Below are 19,693 nucleotides of genomic sequence, written 5' to 3' on the forward strand. Positions count from 1 at the left end.
AGCATTCCTAAGTTCAATTATACCGCTCTCTTTGCTTATGCTTATCTCAACACTCTGCTAAAACATATTTTAAATAAATATTGATCTTTTATTATAATAGTAAGATTACACTATATTAAAATGTTAATATTATTTTAAAACAAATTAATTTATAAAAACATTATCTATTATAATATATATGTTTTCAATTATTACTAAACATTATTGTAAAAAATATGTTATCTTATATAAATAACTTGATTTTTATTATAATAAAGTGTATTAATATTTATTGGACTTAATTATATATTTAAAGGAGTAATTTTGATGAGCAAAATTAGCAAATATAAGAACCTAATCATGGATACCTTAATTATTTTTTTAGGATGTTTTATAGCCTCTTTAGGCGTAAATTTATTCCTATCTCATGCTAAGCTATTAAGTGGAGGGGCTACAGGACTTGCTCTTATACTAGAATATACAATGGGATTACCATCAGGTATTGTTGTCTTTGTTATAAACATTCCACTTTTATTACTAAGTTATAAAAAATTAGATAGAAATTTCACTATATACACAACAATAGGAATGATTTCTCTATCATTGTCATTAATGTTAACAAGACCCTTTACAAATATTATTTATGTGAATGATATTCTTCTTTATTGTATCTATGGTGGTGTTTTATGTGGAATAGGATATGGATTAGTCTTTCTAAGACATGGTTCTACTGGTGGAACAGATGTAATAACTATGCTTATAAGAAAAAAATACTCGAATTTTAATATTGGTAGCTTAGGTTTTGCATTAAACTGTATTATCATTATAATTGGAGCAATCATATTTGGATTACCTCAAGCACTTTATACACTTATATCATTATTTACTCAAAGTATTGTGTTAGATAAAATGTTAAAAGGATTTAGCAGTAAAAAATTACTTCTTATTTTAACTGAGAAAGAGCAAGAAGTCATAAACTATGTTATAACTGATTTGCATAGGGGGATAACATCTTTATTTGCTGAAGGAGAATATACTCATAATAAAAAGAAAATGCTTTACTGTATAGTTACAACTCGACAAATGCTTGATTTAAAAACATCTATTCATTACATAGATCCAGCTGCTTTTATTACTATAGTAGATATATCTGAAGTTAAAGGTAGAGGCTTTATAAATTTATAATATTAAATAGACAGGTTAAGTGAATTTGTTAATCCTGTCTATTATTTTTTATCTTAATATGTTTATAGTTGACTAAGTAATTAAACTTAGTAATACTAAAAATGCTTATAAAAACATTGTCTTAAAACAAATCCTTATTTCAAAGTACCTAAATAATCTTTTTGACCAATTTCGTAAAGATTATTTCCTTCAGAATCAATAATCACAACTAAAGGCATATCTTTAACTTCCATTTTCCTTATTGCTTCAGCCCCTAAATCTTCATACGCAATTATTTCTGATTTTACTATACTTTTAGCTATTAATGCAGCAGCTCCTCCAATGGCACCAAAGTATATAGCGTCATTTTTTTTAATAGATTCTATAACTTCTTCATTTCTTGCACCTTTACCTATCATACCTTTTAATCCTAATTCTAACAGCCTTGGTGCATATGAATCCATCCTATAACTAGTTGTAGGTCCTGCTGATCCTATAACGCTTCCTGGTTTCGCTGGAGATGGTCCAACATAATATATTATTTCATTATCTATACTTAAAGGTAATTTCTCATCTTTATCTAATAATTCAATTAATCTTTTATGAGCAGCATCTCTAGCTGAATAAATTATTCCACTTAGCAAAACAGTATCACCTGCTTTTAATTTCAAAGTTTTTTCTGATGTAAGAGGTGTATGTAGTTTGATTTCCATATTTTTTCTTCCCCCATTATATAATATCTATATTATTATTTCTTTATGTCTTGTTGCATGACAATTTATATTTACTGCAACTGGAAGTCCTGCAATATGAGTTGGATATATTTCTATATTTAATCCCAATGCTGTAGTTCTTCCTCCAAACCCTTGAGGTCCTATTCCCAATTTATTTACTTTTTCTAATAATTCTATCTCTAATTCTTTATAATACTCATCATTATTTCTTACATTTATAGGTCTTAATAATGCTTTTTTAGCTAAATAAGCTGCTTTATCAAAAGTTCCACCTATTCCAACACCAATTACCATTGGAGGACATGGATTCGGTCCTGCTTGTTTAATAACTTCTAAAATAAACTTTTTAACACCATCTACTCCATCTGATGGTTTTAGCATAGCTATTTTACTCATATTCTCAGATCCAAAACCTTTTGGTGCAACAGTTATCTTTATTTTATTTCCGGGCACTATATCATAATAAATTACAGCTGGAGTATTATCATTTGTATTAATTCTTCTTAATGGATCATTTACTACTGATTTTCTTAAAAATCCTTCTTCATAGCCTCTTTTTACTCCTTCATTAATAGCTTCACTTAAATTACCTCCAATTAAATGAACATCTTGACCCAATTCCACAAAAACACATGCCATTCCTGTATCTTGACACATAGGCATATGTTCTTTATCTGCAATTTCTGAATTTATAATTATCTTGTCTAAAATATCTTCTGCTAGATTCCATGTCTCTTTATCTTTAGAGTCTTTCAATGCTTGTCTTATGTCTTCCCCAAGGAAATAATTTGCTTTAATACACAATTCTTTTACAGCTTCTCTAATGCAGCTTACATTAACTTCTCTCATAATCACAACTCCTATAAATCTTTTATTAATTATAAGTTTAATTTTATTTTTATTTATTTACAACAATAAAAATCTCATATTTTCAAATTTGCACTACTATAATTAAACATAATACTTTATTAAGGAGTTACAAAATGAATAATATTGATTTGAACAAAATAATTAGAAATGTTATTTATATTCTAACTATATTTTTAACTGGTCTTATTTTATACAATAGTATTTTATTGTTAAATGATATTTTTTTTCATAAAACTTCTTATAAAAATAGTCTCCGTGTTGAAAAAATAGTAACAGATGATGTTTATGATGTTTTTAACATCAATTCATCATATAAAATAAAATTTAAAGAGAATGATATAAATAAATTGCCTTCAATATCAAAATCTGAAATATTAATGCTAAATTACGATCCAATAACTCATCAATCCAATTACTCTGCTATATTTTTTAATAATGACTTTATTAATGATTCATCCATGGAAATTATATCCTATGTTAATGAAAATGATTTTCCAAATATAACTTTTCTAGAATATGAAAAATTAAAGAATGAATTTAATAATAACTGCATTGATACTATATCAATAATAGATATTGACTTTAATTTTTCAAACTTCCTTTATTACAATAATGAATATCATCATTTTAATAATGGGACTCAAACTATTGATTCATCTACTAAACTTCCAATAACATATAAAAATATTGTAATAGATGCTAGTTCTCAAAAAGAAAATACTTTCTATGTATACTCTGGCGGATTATTCAAAGAATTTAAGAAAGACTCTTCTATATATTTAACAAAAGGAAAAACTTTTTGGATAACCTTAAATAACGATTCTAAAATCTCTTATAATTTTTCTGATGTAGAAAATAAACTAAAAAAAAGTCAGGATAACTAATAATATAATCACCATTTCCAAACTGTATACTTATTAAAGATTTACAAATACAATATCTCAAAATGACTATTTTATCATTTTGAGATATTCAATTTACCTACTTATTATCATTTTCAAAATAAGAATTAACTGAATCTAAAATACTCTTAGCTATTTTTTCTTGATACTCATCACTTTTTAGATTTTGTTCCTCTTTATTGTTAGATAAAAAACCACATTCTACTAATACGCATGCTCCATCATAACCATCTCTTAAGATTCTATATTGATCTTTTGCAGCTTTAGCAACTCTTTTATTTCCGTCATCTATATTAGCTTTTAATGAATTTTGTATATTATCAGCTAAAAGTTTACTTTTTTCATTGTTTGAATACCATACTTGTGCTCCAAAACATTTAGGTTGTGGAAACATATTTTGATGAATAGATATAAATACTTCACAGTTCTTTTCTTTTTTCATTTTGCATCTTGCATTTAAATCATTTACCTTTTTCCTATCTAATTCTGAATCACTTTCCCTAGTTAAATAAACAGTATATCCTGAACTTTCTAATTGATCTTTTAGCTTTGAACTTATAGATAGATTTATATCTTTTTCAACAGTTCCATTTTTTGACTTTGCTCCACCGTCTATACCACCATGACCTGGATCTATTAAAATCACATGATTTGATTTACTACTCTCTTCTGCTAATACTCTTGTTGGCATTCCAACTATAAGAAATATTACACAAAAGATAAATAACATTCTTCTAATTTTCATAGATGATACCTCCCATTAAATAAAAACTCTTATACAGAGTATTATTTGTTACATGAATTTTATTTATTCAAATAATACAGAATAAAAAAACACACCAAATAATATTTAAAATTATTATTTGATGTGTTATAAAATTATTTATAATTTTCTATTACACTTTCAGCAATATTAGTTGAATGATCTCCTATACGCTCAAAGTTATTAACTAAGTCTAAGAAAATAGCTCCTGCATAAGCATTACATTTTTCTTCATAAAGTCTCTTTATATGCTTATCTCTATAAGTTTTTTGATAAGTATCTATTTTTCTTTCAACTTCAATAATAGTTTTTGCTTTTTCGAAATCTCTTGTTGCATATGAATCAATTGCAATTTCTAATGCTTCAACTGTAGTATTATATATATCATATAATTCTCCTATAGCTTCTTCACTGTACTTAAGCTTCTTATGTATTTTTTGGTTCGCTAATTCTGCAATATTTCTAGCATGATCACCTATTCTTTCAATGTCTATAATTACATGGAATGTAGATGCTACTATACCTTTTTCTTTATCTGATAAATCACACTTAGAAAGTTTAACTAAATATGCAGTTATGCTTTCTTCCAAAATATTAATTATCTCTTCGTTTTCATAAACTTGTTTAACTAATGTATCATCATTATCAATAAATGATTTCATAGATAATTCTAAATTTTTTCTAGCCTTATTAGCCATTCTTATAGTTTCTTTTATAACTTGTCCTGCTGCAATAACAGGAGTTTCTAAAAGTCTATTATCTATGTATTTAGGTCCTTTTTTCTCTATTTCATCGTCACCTGGTATTATTTTATTTATAAGTATTATTATGTATTTATTAAGAGGTAATAATATTGCTGTATTTACTAAATTAAAAACTGTATGAGCATTAGCAATTTGTCTACTTACATCAGTACTAGTTGTAGATACAAAATCTCCAAGTATTCCTAAAAACGGTAGGAATATAATTGTACCTGTAATATTAAATACCAAATGTAGCATTGCTGCTTTATGTGCTGTCTTGTTAGTTCCAACACTTGCAATCATTGCTGTTATACATGTCCCTATATTACATCCAAATATAATAGGTAAAGCTACTGTTATATCTATAGCATTTGCAGTAGCTAATGCTACTAATATTCCTGTTGTTGCTGATGAACTTTGAAGTATTGCTGTTATTGCTGTTCCCGCAATTACTCCTATAAACCAATTATCTCCAATAGATGCTATAGCATCTGAAAAGAAAGGAGTATTTGTTAATGGTTTCATAGAAGCACTCATTATACCCATTCCTGTAAATAGTATACCGAAACCTAAAACTATGTTTCCAATATCTTTTCTCTTTTTTCCTCTTGCAAACATAACCATAGCAGCTCCAATAAACACAAATATAGGTGCTATTTCATCTAATTTAAATGATACCAATTGAGCTGTTATTGTTGTTCCTATATTAGCTCCCATTATAATTCCTGCTGCTTGAGCTAAATTCATAAGTCCTGCATTAACGAATCCCACTACCATAACTGTAGTTGCACTACTACTTTGAATTACAGCTGTAACTACTGCTCCAATAAAAACAGCAGATATTGGATTACTTGTTACTTTTTCAAGAATGTTTTTAAGACCATCTCCTGCTGCATTTTCTAGCCCGTCACCCATTAATTTCATACCATAAATAAATAAGCCTAAGCCACCCATTAATTTTATTATAACCATTATTATAGATTCCAAATTATTTGTCCCCTTCACTTATTTTATTTATCAACATTTTTAGTGTACCTGATTTTTTACATTATGTTAATATTTTAGAGTGATTTTTAACCTAGTTTTAATATACAAATTGATTTTTTTATTAAACTTAGTATAAAATTTAATCTTTTTATATAATATTGAATCTTTTTGGAATTTTCAAACAAAGATATCTTATGTATATCATGATTTTTTATGACATACTTTCTTGCTATAAAATTTAATTGCAAATTTTACTTATAATTTATTAATGAAGATAAAAAAAAGGAAGAGAAATAATTCCTCCCCCTTTTTTTGCAAGATATAAATTCCTATCTCTTTGAGAATTGTGGAGCTCTTCTTGCTTTCTTAAGACCGTATTTCTTTCTTTCCTTCATTCTAGGATCTCTAGTTAAGAATCCAGCCTTCTTTAATTCTGGTTTTAAAGCTTCATCAGATTTAACTAATGCTCTAGTTATACCGTGTCTGATAGCTCCTGCTTGACCTGTAAATCCACCACCGTGAACATTTACTAAAACATCAAACTTATCTTTAGTTCCAGTTAAAACTAATGGTTGGTTAACTATTACTCTTAAAGTTTCTAAACCGAAGAATGTTTCGATTTCTCTTTTATTTATAACAACTTTACCGTTTCCTGGTACAAGTCTAACTCTTGCAACTGATTTCTTTCTTCTTCCAGTACCCATGTATTGAACTTTTGCCATTTTCTATTTCCTCCTCCCGAGATCTTATTAGTACTTTAATTCTAGTACTTCTGGTTTTTGAGCTGCATGATTATGTTCAGCACCTCTGTATACATTTAATTTCTTTAGCATTTGTCTTCCTAATACTCCCTTTGGAAGCATTCTTCTTACAGCTTCTTCAAAAGCGAATTCAGGCTTCTTAGCTAATACTTCTCTATAAGGAGTTTCCTTTAATCCACCTGGATAAAAACTATGCTTTCTTAACATTTTTTGATCTAACTTTTTACCAGTTAAAACAACCTCTTCTGCATTGATTACTATAACGAAATCTCCGCAATCAACATTTGGTGTAAATGTTGGTTTATTTTTTCCTCTTAAAATTGAAGCAACTTGGCTAGCAACTCTTCCTAGTGGCTTACCAGCAGCATCAACAACATACCATTTTCTTTCAACTTCTTGTGCTTTCGCAATGTATGATTTCATCTCTTTCCCTCCCTGAACTTACATTATGGCATACTTTTATTTTTGTACGCACTTTTATGTCAAGACCCGGGGCTAGTGGATCTTATATACATAAATCTTTTAACAAACAAACTTATTATAATACACGCTTACGGGCGTGTCAATGTTTTTTGCAATATTTAATAAAAAACTTTTTCTAAAACCAAACCATTAGGTGGCACACACATTCCTGCTCTCTTTCTAATGCCATCATTTATTATATTATCAACTTCTTCAAGTTTTGTTTTTCCTGTTCCAACATTAATTAATGTACCTACTATTATTCTCACCATATTATACAAAAAGCCATCAGCGCTTATAAAAATTTTAATAATATTTTTATTTTCTTCTATGTAAAAATCAGTTATAGTTCTAACTGTTGTTTTTGCTGAACTTCCTGGTGACATAAAAGCCTTAAAGTCATGCTTACCTATAAAATATTCACAAGCCTTTTTCATATCTTCAACATTTAATTGTTTTCTAACATGATGTACATATTGTTTTCCAAAAGATAGCTTTTCATATCTATTAACAATAGTATAAGAATACATCTTTCCTTTAGAAGAATATCGTGCATGAAAGTCCATATCTACTTCTTCAGATTTTATTATTGCAATATCGTCAGGTAATTTAGTATTTAATGCTTCTCTAAACTTCTCACCTGGTATACTGCTATTAGTGAAGAAATTTGCTACCATGGCCTTAGCATGAACTCCACCATCTGTTCTAGAGCTTCCATTAGTTAAACTCTTTTCTCCTGTCATCTTCAAAATAGCATTTTCTAAGCACCCCTGGACAGTTCTATCTTTAACTTGCCTTTGCCAGCCACAAAAATTTGTACCATCAAATTCAATTATTAATTTTATATTTCTCATATATTTCCTCTTTAAATCATAAAATAAACCTAACAACTACACTCCATAATATAATTAATGAAAATACAATAAAAGCTATTATATCCTTAGATGTGAATTTTAATACTTTCATTCTTGTTCTTCCTGCTCCACCTCTATATCCTCTAGCTTCCATAGCCATAGCTAATTCATCTGCTCTTCTAAAAGAACTTATAAATAATGGAACTAATAATGGAACTAAGCTTTTAGCTTTATTTATTATATTTCCAGATTCAAAATCAGCACCTCTTGCTTTTTGTGCTTTCATTATCTTATCTGTTTCATCCATAAGTGTTGGAATAAATCTTAATGCAATTGTCATCATCATAGCAAGCTCATGTGCCATTTCTTTTCCTATAGGTCTTATTAACTTTTCTATTCCATCAGTTAATTCTATAGGTGATGTAGTTAATGTTAGAATTGATGTTCCAACTATTAGAAATATCAATCTTAATGCCATAAATCCTGCTAATCTAAGCCCCTCTGTATATACAGATAAAAATCCAACTTTAAATATTAATGTTTCTGAAGTACCTTTAATCATAAAAATATTTAGAACAGCTGTTAATGCAATTAATAAAAATACCGGTTTTAATCCATTAAAAATAAATCTTAATGGAATTTTTGCAATTAATATTATTGATGCTAAAAATAAAAATACAAAAGTATATCCAACAAATTTATTAATTATAAATAAACATACGATAAAAAGTATTGATATCAGTATCTTTGTTCTTGGATCTAATTTATGAATAAAAGATTCCCCTGGTATATATTGTCCTATAGTAATATCCTTTAACATACTAATTTAATTATTGCCAATAATCACTTAGTTGATATGTGCTTTGGCAAAATTCCTCCTCTCTTAATTTAAGAGTAATATTAATTTATAAATATTTATTTTTTTCTTTCAAGATTCTTAGTAATTCCTTTTTAGCCCCTTCTATTGTAAAAACATCATCTGATATTTTAAACCCTTTTTTTCTAAGTTCTCTTACCAAATATGTAACTTGAGGAACTCCTAAACCTATCTTTTCTAATTTATCTACTTCCTTGAATACTTCTGAAGGTTTCCCTTGTAATGCAACCTTACCATGATTCATAACAACTATTCTTTCAGCTATTTTAGCTACATCTTCCATACTATGACTAACCAATATAATAGTCATATTATATTCTTTATGAAGTTTAGAAATTTGTTCTAATATATCATCTCTTCCTTTAGGGTCTAATCCCGCTGTTGGTTCATCTAATATTAATGTAGTTGGCTTCATAGCAATAACACCTGCTATGGCTACTCTTCTCTTTTGTCCTCCACTTAAGTCAAAGGGAGATTGGTCTTTATATGTCTCATAATCTAATCCAACCATATTCATAGATTCAATTACTCTAGTTTTTATTTCATCTTCAGTTAATCCTAAATTTTTAGGTCCAAAAGCTATATCTTTTGCTATAGTTTCTTCAAATATTTGATATTCTGGATATTGAAATACAAGTCCAACCTTTTTTCTTACATCAGTTAGATTTATTTGTTTTTTTGTTATATCAAGCCCGTCAACGATTATAGTTCCACTTGTAGCTTCTAGCAGACCATTTAAATGTTGAATAAAAGTAGATTTTCCAGAACCTGTATGTCCAATTAATGCTACAAATTCACCATCTTTTATTTCTATATTAACATTATCCAAAGCAACTTTTTCAAAAGGTGTTTTAGGCATATATATATGTGTTAAATTTTCTACTTTAATTGACATATCGCATTCACCATCTCATCTACATTTAATATTTCTTTTGGAATGTCTATTCCTTCTTTTCTAAGTTCATAAGTTAACTCTGTAACTTGTGGTACATCCAATCCTATATTCTTCATCATTTCAACTTGTGGAAAAATTTCTTTTGGTGTTCCTTCCATTTTAACTTCCCCACCATCCATAACTACAATTCTATCTGCTTGAGCTGCTTCATCCATATAATGAGTTATTAAAACTATAGTAATACCATAATTTTCATTTATATCTTTTATAGTTTTTAAAACATCTTTTCTCCCAGATGGGTCTAGCATAGCTGTTGGCTCATCAAAAATTATACATTTAGGTTGAATTGCTAATATTCCCGCTATTGCAATTCTTTGCTTTTGACCACCTGATAAAAGATGTGGTGCATGTCTTTTATACTCACTCATTCCAACTTTTTCTAAGCTATCGTCAACTCTTTTTCTTATTTCTTTTGCTTCTACGCCTAAATTTTCAGGTCCAAAAGCTACATCTTCTTCAACAATTGTTGCAACTAATTGATTATCAGGATTTTGAAAAACCATTCCCGCTCTAGATCTTATTTCCCATAAATTATTTTCATCACTAGTACTTAAACTATCTACTATTACAGTACCGCTACTTGGAGTAAGTAATGCATTCATATGTTTAGCTATAGTGGATTTACCTGATCCATTATGGCCTAATACTACTAAAAACTCCCCCTTTTTAACTTTAAGGTTAACATTTTTAAGTGCATATTTTTCTTCTCTTGAGCCTTCTTCATTTCTGATATATTTGAAGGATACATCAGTGCAATTAACCATTTCCTGATTCATTGTTTAACCTCCATAAATTATACTTACTAATACATTATACAAAACTTTAAATATAATCAAAACTTTACATAATATTACACCTTGATGTATATACATAAAATTAGCTAAGTTAATTATATAATAAAATATTGTAAGTTCAATAAAAAAACATGAAATTTTTTCTATGATTTTACAAAAAGTACTCTATAATATATTAGTTTTATATTTTTATATGTTAAAATGGGGACTAAGTTTAAACTTAATCCCCTTATTAGTTATACTAATTCAAGTATTACTACTTCAGCTCCGTCTCCTCTTCTAGGACCTTTTTTATACATTCTTGTATATCCGCCATTTCTTTCAGCGTATTTAGGAGCTACGTTATCAAATAAATTTTTAACAACTAATTCTTCTTGTATAAAAGCTAATGCCTGTCTTCTAGCATGAAGATCTCCTCTTTTTCCAAGAGTAATCATTTTTTCTGCAAGAGATCTAGTTTCCTTAGCTCTTGTTACAGTTGTTTCGATTTTGCCGTGTTTTAATAAACTTGTAACAAGATTTCTTAGCATAGCTCTTCTTTGGTCTGTAGGTAGACCTAACTTACGATAACCTGCCATGGATTTACCTCCTTACTCATCGTTTAGTTTTAAGCATAAACCTAACTCTTTAAGTTTTCTCTCAACTTCTTCTAAAGATTTCTTTCCTAGATTTCTGACTTTCATCATATCATCCATTGATTTAGTAGCAAGTTCTTGTACTGTGTTAATTCCAGCTCTCTTTAAACAGTTATATGATCTAACTGATAAATCAAGTTCTTCTACAGTCATTTCTAGTACTTTTTCTTTTTTATCTTCTTCTTTTTCTATCATTATTTCAACATCATTAGTATTATTAGTTAATGACATGAATAATTTAAAATGTTCTATAAGGATTTTAGCTGATAAACTTATAGCTTCATCAATCTTTATAGTACCATTAGTCCATATTTCTAAAGTTAATTTATCATAATCAGTAATTTGACCTACTCTCGTATTGTCAACTGTAAAATTAACTTTCTTTACTGGTGTATAAATCGAATCAACAGCTATTGCTGAAATCGGTAATTCATCACTCTTATTTTTATTTTGAGTAACATATCCTCTTCCTCTATTAACTGTTAACTCCATATAAAGTCTTCCATTATCATCTAAAGTTGCTATATGTAAATCCTTATTAACAACTTCGACATCTCCGTCAGTCTTTATATCTGCTCCAGTAACTTCTCCTGGTCCTTTAGCATCAATATAGATAACTTTAGGGCCTTCACCATTCATTCTTAAAGCTAAAGATTTAATATTAAGAATTAATTCTGTAACATCTTCTTTAACTCCTTGAACAGTAGAAAACTCATGAAGAACTCCATCGATCTTAACAGAACTAGTTGCTACTCCTGGAAGAGATGATAATAATATTCTTCTTAGGGCATTTCCTAATGTAATACCATATCCTCTTTCAAGTGGTTCAACAACGTATTTTCCATAAGTTCCGTCTTCACTAGCTTCGATACATTCTATTATTGGCTTTTCGATTTCTAACATCCACGAACCCTCCTTATATTATAAATGGCAACCTTATTTTGAGGGCAACTGATTCTATATTTGCATATCATTTGATAGATTTGCCTAACAAATATAACTTTATTCAATATATTATTTACTATATAACTCAACAATAAGTGTTTCGTTAACAGGCACATCTATATCTTCTCTTGATGGCTCTGTAACAACTTTTCCTTCATAGTTATCAACATTAGCTTCTAACCATTTTGGTAAAGTTTTTGGATTTTCTACGAAAGTCTTAAACTTTTCACTTGATCTGCTTTTTTCGCATACAGTAATTACATCATTAACTGAAACATGATATGAACAAATGTCAACCTTTTTACCATTTACTAAGAAATGTCCATGAGTAACTAATTGTCTAGCTTCATTTCTTGATGCACCATAACCTAGTCTGTAAACTACGTTATCCAATCTCATTTCTAGTAATCTAAGTAGGTTTTCACCTGTTATACCCTTCATGTGTTCAGCCTTTTCATAATATGTTCTGAATTGGCCTTCTAAAATGCCGTATATTCTTCTTGCCTTTTGTTTTTCTCTTAATTGAATGCCATAGTTTGACATTTTCTTCTTGCTTGCTCCATGTTGTCCTGGTGCGTAGCTTCTTCTAACAAAAGCACATTTATCTGTGAAACATCTATCCCCTTTAAGGAATAATTTCATACCTTCTCTTCTACATAATCTGCATGTAGCTCCAGTATATCTTGCCATTAAATTACACCTCCTATTACGTTAAATTAAACTCTTCTTCTCTTTGGTGGTCTACAACCATTGTGTGGAATTGGAGTAACATCTTTTATTAAAGTTACTTCTAACCCAGCTGCTTGTAAAGATCTTATAGCTGCTTCTCTACCTGAACCTGGACCTTTTACATAAACTTCTATACTTTTTAATCCATGTTCCATAGCTGATTTAGCTGCTGTTTCAGCTGCCATTTGAGCTGCAAATGGAGTGCTTTTTCTTGATCCTCTGAATCCAAGTGCACCTGCACTTGACCATGATAAAGCATTACCTGCTGCATCTGTTAAAGTAACTATTGAATTATTGAAAGTTGACTTTATGTGCGCTGCGCCATGCTCAACATTTTTTCTTTCTTTTCTTCTTCTAGTTTTCTTAACTTTTTGAGCCATTAGTTATTTTCCCTCCTTACTATTTCTTTTTATTAGCCATTGTTTTTTTAGGACCTTTTCTAGTTCTAGCGTTAGTTTTAGTCTTTTGACCTCTAACTGGAAGACCTCTTCTGTGTCTTATTCCTCTGTATGATCCTATTTCAACTAATCTCTTAATGTTTAAAGCAACATCTCTTCTTAAGTCACCTTCAACCATTAAGTTCTTATTTATATAAGTTCTGATTTCATTTACTTCGTCTTCTGATAAATCTTTTACTCTAGCATCAGGACTAATTCCTGTTGTAGATAAGATTTTTTGTGAAGTTGATAAACCTATCCCATAGATATAAGTTAAAGCAATTTCAACTCTTTTTTCTCTTGGTAGGTCAACACCTGCTATTCTTGCCATTAAAAATTACACCTCCTGATAATTGAAATGCATAAAAGTTTGATTTAAAAATTATATAAAAATTTTAGGCCAATAGACTTCTCTATTGCAGCCGCTCCTAAAAATCTATTGCAATTAATTAAACGACTATATAATCATATTTGACTTTTAAGAAAATGTCAATATTATTTAACCTTATAATGTAAGTTTATTGTAAAATTGATCATTAACCTTGTTTTTGCTTGTGCTTAGGATTTTCACAGATAACCATTACTCTTCCTTTTCTTTTTATTACTTTGCACTTTTCGCAAATAGGCTTAACTGATGGTCTTACTTTCATAGCTAACCCTCCTCATATTTCTGATGATAGATATAAATTTTATTATATCTATCTTATTTTGCTCTCCATGTAATTCTTCCTCTAGTTAAGTCATATGGAGAAAGCTCCACTGTAACCTTATCGCCTGGTAGAATTCTAATGAAGTTCATTCTTAATTTTCCTGATATATGTGCTAGAATTTTATGACCGCTTTCAAGTTCAACTTGGAACATAGCATTCGGTAAAGATTCTAGTACTGTACCTTGCATTTCTATAACATCATCTTTTGACATAAGGTAATCAACCCTCCTTAACAATGCTTCTAAGTTTTAGAAATCTCTTAATTTTTAAATCAGTACTTTTATCGCATACTTGTATAGATGATTTAAGTTCTTCATCTACTTTTTCTAATATATTTAAATGCTTAAGTTTTTTCTTCTTAGGCTTATTTACTGTTTTTGTATTTCCATTAGATAACAAAACATACTTGTCATCTAGTTGCCTAACAATAACATATAAATGTTCTATATCTCTTCCTGCTTTTGAAAGTACTATTTTCCCAATCAAGTCATTGCTTTGCAAAATTTTCACCTCGATGATTACCTTAGTAATAAATTAGCACTTAACTAAATGGTATCATGCAAATTTATAACTAAGCAACACTCTGTTTCTACTTAATAAGTGTTAATATCTCTGGTCCATCTGGCAAAATTGCAACCGTATTTTCATAATGTGCAGATAAAGTAGCATCTGCCGTTACAACTGTCCATCCATTACTTAAAGTTTTAACTTTACAGTTTCCCATATTAACCATAGGTTCTATGGCTAATACCATTCCATTAAGTAATTTAGTTCCTTTGCCTTCTCTTCCAAAGTTAGGCACTTCGGGATCTTCATGAAGTTTCCTTCCAATCCCATGACCTACGAAGTCTCTTACTACTGAGAAACCTGCTGCCTCAATGTAGTTTTGTATTTCGTGTGATATATTACCTAATCTATTTCCTTCTTTGGCATATTTTATACCTCGAAAGAAACTTTCTTTTGTTACATCTATTAATCTCTTAGCATCATTTGTAACTTCTCCAATTGGAAAGGTCCTTGCTGCATCTCCATGGAAACCATCAATGAAAGCTCCACAGTCAATACTAACTATGTCACCATCTTTTATTTTATAATTTCCTGGTATTCCATGAACTACTTGCTCATTCACAGAAATACATAGTGACGAAGGAAAACCGTATAATCCTTTAAAGGAAGGTTTCGCTCCATGCTTAGTTATAAATTCTTCTGCTACCCTGTCTAATTCTGCAGTAGTTATACCAGGCTTTATTTTTTCTTCCAATAGTAATAATGTTTCAGCTACTATTCTACCTGCTTTTCTCATTAAAGCAATTTCATCATCATTTTTGATAATAATCATGTTTTATTGCTCTCCTAATAATTTGCAAATATCTTCAAATACTTGATCAATAGCTTTTGTACCATCTACCATTGAAAGTAAATTTTTACTCTTGTAAAATTCAATTAGTGGTTGTGTTTGTTTATCATATACATCGATTCTTTCCTTTACAGTTTCAACTGTATCGTCTTTTCTTTGTACGATATCACTTCCACACAAGTTACATTTTCCATCAATTTTTGGTGGGTTAAATTTAATATGAAAACTTCCTCCACATGATGTACAAACTCTTCTGCCTGTCATTCTTTCTAATATAAACTCACTAGGTACATCAATTAATAATGCTGTATCTAATTGTTCGTTTCTATTTTCAAGGAACTCATTAAGAGCTTCAGCTTGTGCTACAGTTCTTGGGAAACCATCTAATAGATATCCTGATAAACAATCTTCTTGTTGTAATCTATCCTTAACCATATTAATTGTTACTTCGTCTGGAACCAATAAACCTTTATCCATATAGCTTTTTGCTTCCATACCAAGTGGAGTATTTTCAGAAATATTTTTTCTAAAAATGTCTCCAGTAGAAATATGGGGTATTGAATATCTATTGCTAATTGATTTTGCCTGTGTTCCTTTTCCTGCTCCTGGAGGACCTAGTAATACTATCTTCACGGGCTTCATCTCCATTTTACTTAATCTATTTTAGAAATCCTTTATAGTGACGCATTGTCATTTGTGATTCAACTTGTCTGTTGAAATCTAATGCTACACCTATAATGATTAAAAGTGCCGTTCCTGAGAAAGATATATTTTTAAATTCTGTATAATTTTGAACTATAGTTGGTGTTACTGCTAAAATAGCTGCTAATGTTCCACCTATTACTGAAACTCTATTAAGAATTCTTTCAAAATATCTTGTTGTAGCTTCTCCTGGTCTTACACCTGGTATAAATCCTGTAGATTTATGCAAGTTTTCAGCCATTTCATCTGGCTTAAACGTTATTTGTGTATAGAACCATGTGAAGAATAATGTAAGTATAGCGTATAACACTACATACATCCAACTTTCAGAATTAAAAACACATGTTTTATTAGTTAAAATCCACATTGCCCAACTTTTATTCGGAACAAAAGTAGCTATTGTTCTAGGGAAATCCATAACAGACATTGCAAATATTATTGCAATAACTGCTGACCCTATAATACTTAATGGTATGTGACTTGTTTGATTTCTCATCATTTTACTCCCGCCAACAGCTTTACCAGCATATTGAACTGGTATTCTTCTCTCAGCTAATGAGAAATAAAGTACAATAGCTAACAATGCAACAAAGAATGCTGCAAATAATGCGATCTCTATTATGCTCACATTTCCTGCTTGTTTAGAAGCAGCAATTGAACCCATAGTCATTGGAATTCTTGAAACTATATTAACAAAAATTAATATTGAAGTTCCGTTTCCAATTCCATTAACAGTTAATTGATCACCTAACCACATACAGAAAGTTGATCCTACAACTAATGCAAATATTATAACTAACATTTCACTAGTCTTTATTCCTGCTGTAGCTCCACTATTAGAAATAGTTGCATATATTCCAAAAGCTAGAATAAATGATATTCCAAGTGATACATAACGAGTAGCATTCTGAATTTTCTTTCTTCCATCTTCACCCTCTTTAGAAAGTTGTTCTAATTGAGGGATGGCAACAGTTAATAATTGCATTATGATTGATGCATTAATATAAGGCATAACGCCTAATGCAAATATACTGAATCTACTAAAAGCTCCTCCTGATAATAAATCATAAAAGCTTAATAAACCGCCTGATTGGGATATGCTTTTTAGATAATCAGCATTGATTCCAGGAACAGGAATATGACTTCCCATCCTGAAAACTGCAACCAATAAGATTATCCAAAAAAATTTCTTCCTTAGTTCAGAAACCTTAAATGCGTTACGTAAAGTTTGAAGCACTTTAAATCACCTCAACTTTTCCTCCAGCTGCTTCGATCTTTTCTATTGCAGACTTTGAGAACTTACATCCTTTTACTGTTAAAGATTTTTCTAAATTTCCGTTACCAAGTATTTTTACTCCGTCTAATACCTTACTTACAACTCTTCTTTCAAGTAATACTTCTGGAGTTATCTCAGTACCATTTTCAAATATATTTAATCTATCAACATTAATACTAACGTATTTTTTAGCAAATATATTTGTAAAACCTCTCTTTGGAAGTCTTCTATATAAAGGCATTTGACCTCCTTCAAAACCCGGTCTTACTCCACCGCCTGATCTTGCATTTTGACCCTTTTCACCTTTACCAGCATTTCTTCCTAAACCAGAACCTGTACCTCTACCAACTCTTTTTGGAGCCTTCTTACTTCCAGCTGCTGGTTGTAATTCATGAAGTTTCATCTTAAGCACACCTCCTTATTTTCTTATATTTCTTCTACCTTTAATAGGTAATCAATTTTCTTTAACATACCTTTAATTTGAGGTGTTCCCTCATGTTCTACTGTAGCACGAATCTTTCTAAGACCAAGAGCATTTGCAGTAGCGATATGTTCTTTTTTTCTACCTATTAAACTCTTTACTAAAGTAATTTTTAGTTTAGCCATTGCAATACCTCCTAACCTAATATTTCTTCTACAGATTTTCCTCTTAATTTAGCTATATCTTCAGCTGTTCTTAAGCTTGCTAATCCGTTTATTGTAGCTTTAACCATGTTTTTAGGATTATTTGAACCTAATGATTTAGCTCTTACATCTTTTAAACCTGCTAATTCTAATACAGATCTTGCTGGACCTCCAGCAATAACTCCTGTACCTTGTTTAGCTGGCATTATTAGAACATTACCTGTTCCAAATTTTCCGTTGATTTGATGAGGAACAGTAGTTCCTAACATTGCAACTTCTACTAAGTTTTTCTTAGCATCTTCTATTCCTTTTTTGATTGCTTCAGGAATTTCGATAGATTTACCCATTCCAACGCCAACGTGTCCGTTTTCGTCTCCAACAACAACTAGAGCGCTGAATCTGAAGTTTCTACCACCTTTAACAACCTTAGTAACTCTGTTTATATCAACAACCTTTTCTTTAAGGTCTAGTGTACTAGGATCGATTCTCATGTATTTCCCTCCTTGTATATTAGAATTTTAAGCCTGCTTCTCTAGCGCCTTCTGCTAATTCTTGAACTCTTCCGTGGTATACATATCCACCTCTGTCGAATACTACTTCAGTAATTCCTTTTTCTATAGCTTTCTTAGCTACAGCTGCACCTACAAGTTTAGCACCTTCTTTATTTCCACCATTAGTTGAAAATTCTTTATCTAAACTTGAAGCAGCTACTATTGTAACAGCATTTACGTCATCTATAATTTGTGCGTATATATTCTTTTCACTTCTGAAAACTGAAAGTCTTGGTCTGTCAGGAGTACCAAAAACTTTCTTACGAACTCTAAGGTGACGCTTAGTTCTGCTTGCTTTTTTGTCTACCTTTTTGAACATACAGCTCACTCCTTCCTATTATTTCTTACCAGTCTTACCTTCTTTACGTCTGATCACTTCGTTTTCGAACTTGATACCCTTACCCTTATATGGTTCTGGTAATCTCCATTTTCTTATATCAGCTGCAGCAGCACCAACTTTTTCTTTGTCGATACCTTTAACAATTACTTTAGTTGCAGCAGGAGTTTCAAATGTGATTCCATCAATAGGTTCGATTTCAACTGGATGTGAATATCCAAGGTTCATTACAAGTTTCTTGCCTTGTAATTGAGCTCTATAACCAACACCAACTAATTCTAAAGTCTTTTGGTAACCTTCATTAACTCCGATTACCATGTTATTAATTAACGCTCTTGTTAAACCATGAAGAGCTCTATGAACTTTTTGATCACTTGGTCTAGTAACAATTACTTCATTGTTTTCAACTGCTATATTTATGTCTTTATGCATAGTTTTAACTAATTCACCTTTTGGACCTTTAACTGTAACAACGTTGTCTGGTGTTACAGTTACAGTTATGCCAGCAGGAACAGCTATTGGTAATCTACCAACTCTTGACATAA

At 30.0% G+C, this 19,693-nt stretch carries 28 protein-coding genes; 2 read left to right on the forward strand and 26 right to left on the reverse strand.

Annotated features, from left to right (window positions below):
- Nucleotides 1-306 precede the first annotated feature (306 nt).
- Nucleotides 307-1,164 (forward strand): YitT family protein, encoded by an 858-nt coding sequence (locus NG904_RS15170; RefSeq protein ID WP_252215065.1) that lies wholly within the window; start codon nt 307-309, stop codon nt 1,162-1,164.
- 134 nt (nt 1,165-1,298) lie between these two features.
- Here NG904_RS15170 and NG904_RS15175 read toward each other — a convergent pair whose 3' ends face one another.
- Nucleotides 1,299-1,856, reverse strand: a complete 558-nt coding sequence (locus NG904_RS15175; protein WP_252232512.1) for a Fe-S-containing hydro-lyase — start codon at nt 1,854-1,856, stop codon at nt 1,299-1,301.
- A gap of 27 nt (nt 1,857-1,883) precedes the next feature.
- A complete protein-coding gene (locus NG904_RS15180; protein ID WP_252215062.1) occupies nt 1,884-2,726 on the reverse strand; it encodes a fumarate hydratase in 843 nt (280 codons plus the stop codon).
- A gap of 134 nt (nt 2,727-2,860) precedes the next feature.
- Here NG904_RS15180 and NG904_RS15185 point away from each other — a divergent pair, with 134 nt between their 5' ends.
- On the forward strand, nt 2,861-3,631 hold the full coding sequence (locus tag NG904_RS15185) for a hypothetical protein (RefSeq protein ID WP_252232514.1): 771 nt from the start codon (nt 2,861-2,863) through the stop codon (nt 3,629-3,631).
- 97 nt (nt 3,632-3,728) lie between these two features.
- Here the strand turns inward: NG904_RS15185 and cwlD are convergent, their stop codons facing one another.
- The 24 genes from cwlD to rplF all read right to left on the reverse strand — a co-directional run bounded on the left by cwlD (nt 3,729) and on the right by rplF (nt 19,691).
- The gene (gene cwlD / locus NG904_RS15190) at nt 3,729-4,394 is read right to left on the reverse strand and encodes an N-acetylmuramoyl-L-alanine amidase CwlD (protein WP_252232515.1); all 666 of its coding nucleotides are present in this window, start codon (nt 4,392-4,394) and stop codon (nt 3,729-3,731) included.
- 134 nt (nt 4,395-4,528) lie between these two features.
- Nucleotides 4,529-6,142, reverse strand: a complete 1,614-nt coding sequence (locus tag NG904_RS15195; protein ID WP_502801467.1) for a Na/Pi cotransporter family protein — start codon at nt 6,140-6,142, stop codon at nt 4,529-4,531.
- A gap of 329 nt (nt 6,143-6,471) precedes the next feature.
- The gene (gene rpsI / locus NG904_RS15200; RefSeq protein ID WP_090090856.1) at nt 6,472-6,864 is read right to left on the reverse strand and encodes a 30S ribosomal protein S9; all 393 of its coding nucleotides are present in this window, start codon (nt 6,862-6,864) and stop codon (nt 6,472-6,474) included.
- A 27-nt stretch (nt 6,865-6,891) separates the two neighbouring features.
- Nucleotides 6,892-7,326, reverse strand: coding sequence for a 50S ribosomal protein L13 (gene rplM, locus NG904_RS15205; RefSeq protein WP_252225154.1), 435 nt, complete (start codon nt 7,324-7,326; stop codon nt 6,892-6,894).
- A gap of 158 nt (nt 7,327-7,484) precedes the next feature.
- On the reverse strand, nt 7,485-8,219 hold the full coding sequence (gene truA, locus NG904_RS15210) for a tRNA pseudouridine(38-40) synthase TruA (RefSeq protein ID WP_252215054.1): 735 nt from the start codon (nt 8,217-8,219) through the stop codon (nt 7,485-7,487).
- A 16-nt stretch (nt 8,220-8,235) separates the two neighbouring features.
- Complete coding sequence (locus NG904_RS15215; protein WP_252232517.1) at nt 8,236-9,039, reverse strand: energy-coupling factor transporter transmembrane component T family protein; 804 nt, start codon at nt 9,037-9,039, stop codon at nt 8,236-8,238.
- 85 nt (nt 9,040-9,124) lie between these two features.
- Entirely contained in the window at nt 9,125-9,991 is an 867-nt protein-coding gene (locus NG904_RS15220) for an energy-coupling factor transporter ATPase (protein WP_252215050.1), read from the reverse strand.
- Entirely contained in the window at nt 9,976-10,827 is an 852-nt protein-coding gene (locus tag NG904_RS15225) for an energy-coupling factor transporter ATPase (protein ID WP_252215045.1), read from the reverse strand. The genes NG904_RS15220 and NG904_RS15225 overlap by 16 nt, the downstream gene beginning before the upstream one ends.
- Before the next feature lie 254 nt (nt 10,828-11,081).
- Nucleotides 11,082-11,423 (reverse strand): 50S ribosomal protein L17, encoded by a 342-nt coding sequence (rplQ, locus tag NG904_RS15230; protein WP_252215042.1) that lies wholly within the window; start codon nt 11,421-11,423, stop codon nt 11,082-11,084.
- 12 nt (nt 11,424-11,435) lie between these two features.
- Nucleotides 11,436-12,383: a DNA-directed RNA polymerase subunit alpha gene (locus tag NG904_RS15235; RefSeq protein WP_252215040.1), complete on the reverse strand. Its 948-nt coding sequence runs from the start codon at nt 12,381-12,383 to the stop codon at nt 11,436-11,438.
- Between the two features lie 111 nt (nt 12,384-12,494).
- Complete coding sequence (rpsD, locus tag NG904_RS15240; RefSeq protein ID WP_252215036.1) at nt 12,495-13,115, reverse strand: 30S ribosomal protein S4; 621 nt, start codon at nt 13,113-13,115, stop codon at nt 12,495-12,497.
- A 26-nt stretch (nt 13,116-13,141) separates the two neighbouring features.
- Nucleotides 13,142-13,534 (reverse strand): 30S ribosomal protein S11, encoded by a 393-nt coding sequence (gene rpsK / locus NG904_RS15245; RefSeq protein WP_252215034.1) that lies wholly within the window; start codon nt 13,532-13,534, stop codon nt 13,142-13,144.
- 19 nt (nt 13,535-13,553) lie between these two features.
- Complete coding sequence (rpsM, locus tag NG904_RS15250) at nt 13,554-13,922, reverse strand: 30S ribosomal protein S13 (RefSeq protein WP_003372942.1); 369 nt, start codon at nt 13,920-13,922, stop codon at nt 13,554-13,556.
- Nucleotides 13,923-14,127: 205 nt separating this feature from the next.
- Complete coding sequence (gene rpmJ / locus NG904_RS15255; protein WP_003373491.1) at nt 14,128-14,241, reverse strand: 50S ribosomal protein L36; 114 nt, start codon at nt 14,239-14,241, stop codon at nt 14,128-14,130.
- A 53-nt stretch (nt 14,242-14,294) separates the two neighbouring features.
- Nucleotides 14,295-14,513 (reverse strand): translation initiation factor IF-1, encoded by a 219-nt coding sequence (gene infA / locus NG904_RS15260; RefSeq protein ID WP_002582630.1) that lies wholly within the window; start codon nt 14,511-14,513, stop codon nt 14,295-14,297.
- Between the two features lie 7 nt (nt 14,514-14,520).
- Nucleotides 14,521-14,802 (reverse strand): KOW domain-containing RNA-binding protein, encoded by a 282-nt coding sequence (locus tag NG904_RS15265; RefSeq protein WP_252232518.1) that lies wholly within the window; start codon nt 14,800-14,802, stop codon nt 14,521-14,523.
- 88 nt (nt 14,803-14,890) lie between these two features.
- Nucleotides 14,891-15,640, reverse strand: a complete 750-nt coding sequence (gene map, locus NG904_RS15270; RefSeq protein WP_252215028.1) for a type I methionyl aminopeptidase — start codon at nt 15,638-15,640, stop codon at nt 14,891-14,893.
- A gap of 3 nt (nt 15,641-15,643) precedes the next feature.
- On the reverse strand, nt 15,644-16,291 hold the full coding sequence (locus tag NG904_RS15275) for an adenylate kinase (protein ID WP_252215026.1): 648 nt from the start codon (nt 16,289-16,291) through the stop codon (nt 15,644-15,646).
- A gap of 25 nt (nt 16,292-16,316) precedes the next feature.
- On the reverse strand, nt 16,317-17,597 hold the full coding sequence (secY, locus tag NG904_RS15280) for a preprotein translocase subunit SecY (RefSeq protein WP_252215024.1): 1,281 nt from the start codon (nt 17,595-17,597) through the stop codon (nt 16,317-16,319).
- Between the two features lies 1 nt (nt 17,598).
- Nucleotides 17,599-18,039: a 50S ribosomal protein L15 gene (gene rplO, locus NG904_RS15285; protein ID WP_252215022.1), complete on the reverse strand. Its 441-nt coding sequence runs from the start codon at nt 18,037-18,039 to the stop codon at nt 17,599-17,601.
- 23 nt (nt 18,040-18,062) lie between these two features.
- Nucleotides 18,063-18,242 carry a 50S ribosomal protein L30 gene (gene rpmD / locus NG904_RS15290; protein WP_003372301.1) on the reverse strand — a complete coding sequence of 60 codons (180 nt, stop codon included), beginning with the start codon at nt 18,240-18,242 and terminating at the stop codon, nt 18,063-18,065.
- Nucleotides 18,243-18,253: 11 nt separating this feature from the next.
- The gene (gene rpsE / locus NG904_RS15295; protein WP_003373238.1) at nt 18,254-18,751 is read right to left on the reverse strand and encodes a 30S ribosomal protein S5; all 498 of its coding nucleotides are present in this window, start codon (nt 18,749-18,751) and stop codon (nt 18,254-18,256) included.
- A 19-nt stretch (nt 18,752-18,770) separates the two neighbouring features.
- Nucleotides 18,771-19,130 (reverse strand): 50S ribosomal protein L18, encoded by a 360-nt coding sequence (gene rplR, locus NG904_RS15300; RefSeq protein ID WP_003369785.1) that lies wholly within the window; start codon nt 19,128-19,130, stop codon nt 18,771-18,773.
- Nucleotides 19,131-19,148: 18 nt separating this feature from the next.
- On the reverse strand, nt 19,149-19,691 hold the full coding sequence (gene rplF, locus NG904_RS15305) for a 50S ribosomal protein L6 (protein WP_252215020.1): 543 nt from the start codon (nt 19,689-19,691) through the stop codon (nt 19,149-19,151).
- Nucleotides 19,692-19,693 lie beyond the last annotated feature (2 nt).

This window comes from Clostridium sp. ZBS15 (assembly GCF_023845705.1).
GTDB classification, from domain to species: domain Bacteria; phylum Bacillota; class Clostridia; order Clostridiales; family Clostridiaceae; genus Clostridium; species Clostridium aquiflavi.

Coding starts and splice junctions, on each gene's coding strand:
- NG904_RS15170 (WP_252215065.1), top strand. CDS start 307: ATGAGCAAAATTAGCAAATATAAGAACCTAATCATGGATACCTTAATT.
- NG904_RS15175 (WP_252232512.1), bottom strand. CDS start 1,856: ATGGAAATCAAACTACATACACCTCTTACATCAGAAAAAACTTTGAAA.
- NG904_RS15180 (WP_252215062.1), bottom strand. CDS start 2,726: ATGAGAGAAGTTAATGTAAGCTGCATTAGAGAAGCTGTAAAAGAATTG.
- NG904_RS15185 (WP_252232514.1), top strand. CDS start 2,861: ATGAATAATATTGATTTGAACAAAATAATTAGAAATGTTATTTATATT.
- cwlD (WP_252232515.1), bottom strand. CDS start 4,394: ATGAAAATTAGAAGAATGTTATTTATCTTTTGTGTAATATTTCTTATA.
- rpsI (WP_090090856.1), bottom strand. CDS start 6,864: ATGGCAAAAGTTCAATACATGGGTACTGGAAGAAGAAAGAAATCAGTT.
- rplM (WP_252225154.1), bottom strand. CDS start 7,326: ATGAAATCATACATTGCGAAAGCACAAGAAGTTGAAAGAAAATGGTAT.
- truA (WP_252215054.1), bottom strand. CDS start 8,219: ATGAGAAATATAAAATTAATAATTGAATTTGATGGTACAAATTTTTGT.
- NG904_RS15215 (WP_252232517.1), bottom strand. CDS start 9,039: ATGTTAAAGGATATTACTATAGGACAATATATACCAGGGGAATCTTTT.
- NG904_RS15220 (WP_252215050.1), bottom strand. CDS start 9,991: ATGTCAATTAAAGTAGAAAATTTAACACATATATATATGCCTAAAACA.
- NG904_RS15225 (WP_252215045.1), bottom strand. CDS start 10,827: ATGAATCAGGAAATGGTTAATTGCACTGATGTATCCTTCAAATATATC.
- rplQ (WP_252215042.1), bottom strand. CDS start 11,423: ATGGCAGGTTATCGTAAGTTAGGTCTACCTACAGACCAAAGAAGAGCT.
- NG904_RS15235 (WP_252215040.1), bottom strand. CDS start 12,383: ATGTTAGAAATCGAAAAGCCAATAATAGAATGTATCGAAGCTAGTGAA.
- rpsD (WP_252215036.1), bottom strand. CDS start 13,115: ATGGCAAGATATACTGGAGCTACATGCAGATTATGTAGAAGAGAAGGT.
- rpsK (WP_252215034.1), bottom strand. CDS start 13,534: ATGGCTCAAAAAGTTAAGAAAACTAGAAGAAGAAAAGAAAGAAAAAAT.
- rpsM (WP_003372942.1), bottom strand. CDS start 13,922: ATGGCAAGAATAGCAGGTGTTGACCTACCAAGAGAAAAAAGAGTTGAA.
- rpmJ (WP_003373491.1), bottom strand. CDS start 14,241: ATGAAAGTAAGACCATCAGTTAAGCCTATTTGCGAAAAGTGCAAAGTA.
- infA (WP_002582630.1), bottom strand. CDS start 14,513: ATGTCAAAAGATGATGTTATAGAAATGCAAGGTACAGTACTAGAATCT.
- map (WP_252215028.1), bottom strand. CDS start 15,640: ATGATTATTATCAAAAATGATGATGAAATTGCTTTAATGAGAAAAGCA.
- rplO (WP_252215022.1), bottom strand. CDS start 18,039: ATGAAACTTCATGAATTACAACCAGCAGCTGGAAGTAAGAAGGCTCCA.
- rpmD (WP_003372301.1), bottom strand. CDS start 18,242: ATGGCTAAACTAAAAATTACTTTAGTAAAGAGTTTAATAGGTAGAAAA.
- rpsE (WP_003373238.1), bottom strand. CDS start 18,751: ATGAGAATCGATCCTAGTACACTAGACCTTAAAGAAAAGGTTGTTGAT.
- rplR (WP_003369785.1), bottom strand. CDS start 19,130: ATGTTCAAAAAGGTAGACAAAAAAGCAAGCAGAACTAAGCGTCACCTT.
- rplF (WP_252215020.1), bottom strand. CDS start 19,691: ATGTCAAGAGTTGGTAGATTACCAATAGCTGTTCCTGCTGGCATAACT.